The sequence below is a fragment of the Micrococcus sp. Alg238-R198 genome, assembly GCF_900537135.1.
Taxonomy (GTDB): domain Bacteria; phylum Actinomycetota; class Actinomycetes; order Actinomycetales; family Micrococcaceae; genus Micrococcus; species Micrococcus luteus.
In genome coordinates, this window is record NZ_UNRH01000021.1 from 1 (window position 1) to 4,541 (window position 4,541).

Annotated in this window: 4 protein-coding genes and 1 pseudogene; 1 reads left to right on the forward strand and 4 read right to left on the reverse strand. The window is 69.4% G+C overall.

Annotated features, from left to right (window positions below; genetic code table 11):
- Positions 1-411 (reverse strand): transposase (locus tag G6R13_RS11915; protein ID WP_205521368.1); only part of this gene is annotated, 411 nt, incomplete at its 3' end.
- Between the two features lie 213 nt (positions 412-624).
- Here G6R13_RS11915 and G6R13_RS11920 point away from each other — a divergent pair.
- On the forward strand, positions 625-1,470 hold the full coding sequence (locus tag G6R13_RS11920; RefSeq protein WP_163721767.1) for an alpha/beta hydrolase: 846 nt from the start codon (positions 625-627) through the stop codon (positions 1,468-1,470).
- Positions 1,471-2,048: 578 nt separating this feature from the next.
- Here the strand turns inward: G6R13_RS11920 and istB are convergent.
- The 3 genes and pseudogenes from istB to G6R13_RS11935 form a co-directional block, all read right to left on the reverse strand.
- Entirely contained in the window at positions 2,049-2,834 is a 786-nt protein-coding gene (gene istB / locus G6R13_RS11925) for an IS21-like element helper ATPase IstB (RefSeq protein WP_010078636.1), read from the reverse strand.
- A pseudogene (locus G6R13_RS11930) lies at positions 2,831-4,069 on the reverse strand (IS21-like element ISMlu14 family transposase); the annotation flags it as partial. The gene istB and the pseudogene G6R13_RS11930, both read right to left, overlap by 4 nt.
- A gap of 51 nt (positions 4,070-4,120) precedes the next feature.
- A partial coding sequence (locus tag G6R13_RS11935) for a transposase (RefSeq protein ID WP_205521369.1) occupies positions 4,121-4,541 on the reverse strand: 421 nt, incomplete at its 5' end.

The window sequence follows — 4,541 nt, forward strand, 5'->3', positions numbered from 1 at the left end:
GACCTGGGACTTCGAGAGCGAGTCGATGCCGAGCTGACGTACGAGCTTGTCCATGCGCCGGGTCGAGACCCCGGCCAGGTAGCAGTCCGCGACCACGGTGATCAGTGCGGACTCGGCCCGTTTGCGGCGCTCGAGGAGCCATTCGGGGAAGTACGTGCCGGCCCGGAGTTTGGGGATGGCCACATCGATCGTGCCGGCGCGGGTGTCCAGGGGTCGGTGCCGGTAGCCGTTGCGCTGTGCGGTACGGCTCTGGGAGGCCTGGCCGTACTCGGCGCCGCAGACCGCGTCCGCGTCGGCGGAGAGCAGTGCGTTGATCACGGTCTGCAGCAGGTGGCGCAACAGGTCTGGGGAGGCCTCCCCGAGAGCTTCGCGCAGCAGGCGTTCAGGGTCGACAATGTGTGGAGCGGTCATCGTGGTGATGTCCTTTCGAGAGTGCTGTGGAAGGTTCGCTCGAAGGCTCCCACGGTGACCGCGTCCGTGAAGGGGACGGTGTTGGCGACCGGGGAGGGTTACACCACTATCAGGGACTCAACTTGACACGTGCCGAGCGCGTGCCTAGCGTGAGGAGGAAGCGGCGGCCGAGCGCCGCCGTCGTCCCCCGAGAGCACAGGAAGGCATGCGCACATGACCCTCATGCAGATCCCCACGGACCACGGCACGATCGGGCTGAACGTGGAGGAGTCCGGCCATGGGCGCCCCGTGGTCCTCATCCACGGCTGGCCGCTGACCCTCGACTCCTGGAAGGACCAGGTCGCAGCCCTGTCCCCGCACTATCGCGTGATCACCTACGACCGGCGCGGCTTCGGCGCCTCGGAGAAGCCCGCCGGCGGCTACGACTACGACACGATGACCGCCGACCTGCACGGCCTGCTCACCGAGCTCGACYTGCGYGACGTGACGCTCGTGGGCTTCTCGATGGGCGGYGGCGAGGTGGCGCGCTACATGTCCCGRTTCGGCGCGGACCGGATCCACTCGGTGGTGTTCGCCGGCGCSGTGCCCCCGTACCTGCTGAAGACCGACGACAACCCSGACGGCCCGCTGACCGAGAAGCAGGCCGCCGAGATGCGCGCGGGTCTCGAGAAGGACCGCGAGTCGTTCTTCGACGACTTCACGACGACGTTCTTCTCCACCCCCAAGCTGGCCGGCCTGACCAGCAGCCTCAAGGTCACCGAGGAGCAGCGCCAGGAGGCCATCCGGATGGCGCTGCAGTCCGACCAGACGGCGGCGCTGGCCTGCATGGACGCGTTCGGGGCCACCGACTTCCGCCGCGACCTGCCGGCAGTGACCGTGCCGGCCCTGGTCCTGCACGGCGACGCCGACCAGATCGTGCCGTTCAAGGGCTCCGGCAAGCGGACGCACAAGGCGATCGACGGCAGCCGCGTCGAACTCGTCAAGGATGCCCCGCACGGCTTCAGCATCAGCCACTCCGAGGAGTTCAACCGGATCCTGCTGGAATTCCTGGCGGAGTGAGGGGGCAGGTAGGCCCACCAGAGTGCTGAACGCGACACGGCGCTCGTGGGGGTGGTGCATGCCATCCACCACGGCGCCGACGCTGACCTGTCAGGCTCGATCCGACGCCGTGATCACCCGGAGCGCGGGATCAGGCCGACCGGCCGGCAGAACCGCGCGTCAGGACGTCGAGTACGAAGCCGATCAGCCCATGACGGGTGCGCGCGTCCTGAAATAGGCCAGATCGGAACTGCGAGCCCCGGTCCTCGTGCACCAGGCACCCAGCCACCACGGCTGCACCGCCGCGGCCTGCGACGGCCTTGTTCGCGCAGAGACAGAGCTTCTCCTCAGCCGTGAAGTGCTTCCTGATGTCGGTCAGTCAGAGCCTGCGCGGCGCTTCTGGAGCGGGCTGGCGCACAGACCGAGGTGCTGTCGATCCATGACGGCGAGATTCAGGCGCGTGAGAAGGGTCTGTCAAGGGCCATTGAGTTCTGCCCATAGGCGGCCAGTGTTTCTTCCCGCTGGTGGCCATCAGAACTGCCCACTGGTGGCCAGCTGGTTTGCCCGTTTGGGTGGTGGTGCTGGCCACCGTGATGGGATCAGTTCAGTGGCATGACTCCCTTCCCGGCCATTGCCTGGGTCATCCGTACGGAGTCTCCGGTGGTCTGGCACACGTGGGCGTGGTGCAGGAGCCGGTCCACGGTGGCGGTGGCCAGGGTCTTGGGCATCAGCTCGTCGAAGCCGGCCGGGTGCAGGTTCGAGCTGATCGCTACGGAGCGTTTCTCGTAGGCGGCGTCCACGATGCGGTAGAGGCCCTCGGCGGCATCGTCGGCGACCGGCAGCAGGCCGATGTCGTCGATGACGATCAGGTCGGCGCGCAGGATTCGGGCGACGGCTTTGGTGATGGTGTCATCGGGCCGGTGGGCCCGGATCATCGCCCCGAGGTCCTCCAGGGTGAACCAGGCCACCCGCTTGCCCTCCTCCACGGCCTGCTGGCCCAGGGCCTCGAGGAAGAAGGTCTTGCCGGTGCCGGAGGGCCCGCAGACCACGAGGTTCTCTCTGCGCGAGAGCCATTCCAGGGTGCGCAGGGACTGCTGGGTCGGGGCCGGGATCGAGGAGGCGCCCGGATCCCAGGTCGTGAAGGTCTTGCCGGTGGGGAACCCGGCGGCCTTGCGCCGGGCGGCGAGCATGGATCGGGCCCGACCGGTGGTCTCCTCGACCAGCAGGGCCTTGAGGACCTCGGCCGGCTCCCAGCGTTGGGCCCGGGCGGTGGCCAGTACCTCGGCGGCGATACCGCGGGCGTGGGGCATCTTCAGCTGCCGCAACAGCGCCTCCAAATCGGCCGGCAGCGCCGGTGCGGCGGTGTTCGGGGTGTGGATGCTCACCGGGCTGCCCCCTCGGTGTTGGAGGTACCGAGGCCGGCCCAGCCGGCGGTGCCCTGGGTCAGGGACCGTTCCTCGGTGGCGGTGTGCATCCCGGTGCGGTGGCCGGCGGCGGTGAGCAGGGAGGCCAGGTCGCCGTGGGCGAAGCGCTGGTGCACCGCGGCCACCCCGAGGGCGCGGTCGACCTGGTCGGTGCCGGCGAGCTTGGCCAGGGTGACGGCCTCGGCCATCTTCTGACCGATCCGGCTGGTGCCGGCCGCGGCGGCCTCCACCAGCCAGGTCCTCGCTCCGGCCCCGATGGCCAGGAACTCGGCCTCCGCCGCCGAACGGGGCACCGGGGTGTAGTCCCCGGGCACCTTGTCCGTCTCGTGGCCGGGGAAGTGCGCGTCGTCGATGGCCGGGGACCCGGGCCGGGCCACCCGGTGCCGGGCGACCTCCACCGGCCCCTGCGCACCGGCGTGCATGATCACCACCATCGAGTCCGGTCCGGTGCCGTGATGGCGCACGAACACCTCGGCCCCGAGCAGGTGCGCGGGCACCGAGTACTGGGCGTTTTCGAAGGAGACCATCGGCGTGTTCTCCGGCACCTTCCGTCCCACCCCGTAGGCCACGGTGTGCGCCGTGGCGGGGATCCGATGCAACGCGCTGGTCTCCTCGGCGAGCATGTGGTCCGGGCGGCGCCGGGTCACCCGGTGCTCCCGGGAGTTCACCATGGCCATGAACCCCGCGCAGGCGGCCTCGAGCTCAGCGAACGAGGCGTACTGGTCCCGCAGGTTGGTGTCCTTCGGGACCAGGTCGGCCTTGGCCAGCTTCACCGCGTTCTCCACCCCGCCCTTGGCGGCCGGATCCGCTGGCTGGCAGGTCAGCACCTCCACGCCGTAATGCCGAGCGAACGCCACGGTGGCCTGGTTACGCACCGGCACCCCGGCCACATGAGAGACCGTCACTGTCTTCTCGTTATCCGTCAGCACATAGGTCGGCGCGCCCCCGATCAGCCGGAAGCACCGGTCCAGGGCGGCGAACACACTCGGAGCCGTCCTATCACGCAGGGCGATGACGATCCGGTAGCGGGACCAGGCCAGCCAGGCCACGAACAGCACCGTCTTGGCCCCGTCGATCGCCGGCCCATCGCCGAAGTCGTACTGCAGCCATGCGCCCGGCTCGGTGATCCAGGGCCGGTGCACCCGGCGCTTCCCGGCCCGCCAGGCGGCCTTCACCTCGGCCACCGCCCGCCGGGTGGGGTCAAGTCCCGAGTAGTGGTGTAACGCTCTGATCCTCCATTGGTGCTGCTAGGCGCTGAGTTCGAGGGTGGTTTCCGGTTCGGCGTTCACCTCGTTCCCGGTGTCGTCCACGGTGGTGAGGCGGCAGCGGGCCAACACCTCGAGGCCGAGGTAGCGGCGGCCCTCGGCCCACTCATCGGTCTGCTCAGCCAGCACCGCCCCGACCAGGCGCACGATCGCTGCCCGGTTCGGGAAGATGCCCACGGCGTCGGTGCGACGCCGGATCTCGCGGTTGAGCCGTTCGGCCGGGTTGTTCGACCAGATCTGGGTCCACACGTCCTTGGGGAACGTGGTGAACGCCAGGATGTCCGCCCGGGCACCATCGAGGTGTTCGGCCACCGCGGGCAGCTTTTCGCTGACGTAGTCCAGCAGCCGGTCGAACTGGGCGTCCACGCTGGCGGCGTCGGGCTGGTCATACACCGAGTGCAGC